This is a genomic window from Actinomadura roseirufa (assembly GCF_900659635.1).
GTDB lineage: Bacteria > Actinomycetota > Actinomycetes > Streptosporangiales > Streptosporangiaceae > Spirillospora > Spirillospora roseirufa.
Genome location: NZ_CAACVB010000560.1, coordinates 1 through 1,324, shown reverse-complemented (window position 1 = coordinate 1,324; position 1,324 = coordinate 1). Strand labels below are relative to the sequence as shown.

Here is a 1,324-nt window from a genome sequence, read left to right as displayed (position 1 = left end):
GCCGACCTCGACCCGCTGGCCCTCGTCCACGATCGGCTTCTGGTTGAAGCACGTGCCCTGGTTGGACCGCTTGAACTTGGCCACCCGGTAGGTCGTGCGGGTCGCGTCGTCGTTCATCACCGTGACGTAGTCGGCCGAGACCTCCTCGACCACACCCGCCTTCTCCGCCGTGATCACATCACCGGCGTCGGTCGCGGCACGGTACTCCATGCCCGTTCCGACCAGCGGCGCCTCACTGCGCAGCAGCGGCACCGACTGCCGCTGCATGTTCGACCCCATCAGCGCACGGTTGGCGTCGTCGTGCTCCAGGAACGGGATCATCGCCGTCGCGACGGAGGTCATCTGCCGCGCGGAGACGTCCATGTACTGGACGTCGCGCGGCGGGATCAGCTCGACCTCGCCGCCCTTCTTGCGGATGAGGACCTTGTCCTCGACGAAGGTGCCGTCGTCGTTGAGCAGGGAGTTGGCCTGCGCGATGACGTAGCGGTCCTCCTCGTCGGCGGTGAGGTAGTCGATCTGGTCGGTGACGACACCGTCGGTGACCTTGCGGTACGGCGTCTCGACGAACCCGAACGGGTTGACCCGGCCGAACGCGGCGAGCGAGCCGATCAGGCCGATGTTCGGGCCTTCCGGCGTCTCGATCGGGCACATCCGCCCATAGTGCGACGGGTGGACGTCACGGACCTCCATGCCCGCCCGCTCACGCGACAGGCCACCCGGGCCCAGCGCGGACAGGCGCCGCTTGTGGGTCAGGCCGGCCAGCGGGTTGGTCTGGTCCATGAACTGCGACAGCTGGCTGGTGCCGAAGAACTCCTTGATGGAGGCGACGACCGGCCGGATGTTGATCAGCGTCTGCGGCGTGATCGCCTCGACGTCCTGCGTGGTCATCCGCTCCCGGACGACCCGCTCCATCCGCGCCAGGCCCAGCCGGACCTGGTTCTGGATCAGCTCGCCCACGGTGCGCAGGCGCCGGTTGCCGAAGTGGTCGATGTCGTCGACCTCGATCGGCACGGCCACGGCGCCGAGGGTGGCCTCCTCCTCGCCGGCGTGCAGGCGGACCAGGTACTCGATCGTCGAGACGATGTCGTCCTCGGTCAGCGTGCCCTGGTTCATGTCCAGGTCGAGGCCGAGCTTCTTGTTGATCTTGTACCGGCCGACCTTGGCGACGTCGTAACGCTTGGGGTTGAAGTACAGGTTCTCCAGCAGCGTCTGCGCCGACTCACGGGTCGGCGGCTCGCCCGGGCGCAGCTTGCGGTAGATGTCCAGCAGCGCGTCGTCCTGACCGGAGGTGTGATCCTTCTCCAGCGTCACATTGATCGACTCA

1 protein-coding gene is annotated in these 1,324 nt (G+C 67.3%); it reads right to left on the bottom strand.

Going from position 1 to position 1,324, the window contains the following annotated elements; genetic code table 11:
• On the bottom strand, positions 1 to 1,324 hold a 1,324-nt coding region (locus E1291_RS41390; RefSeq protein WP_503108262.1), incomplete at both ends, for an RNA polymerDNA-directed RNA polymerase subunit B.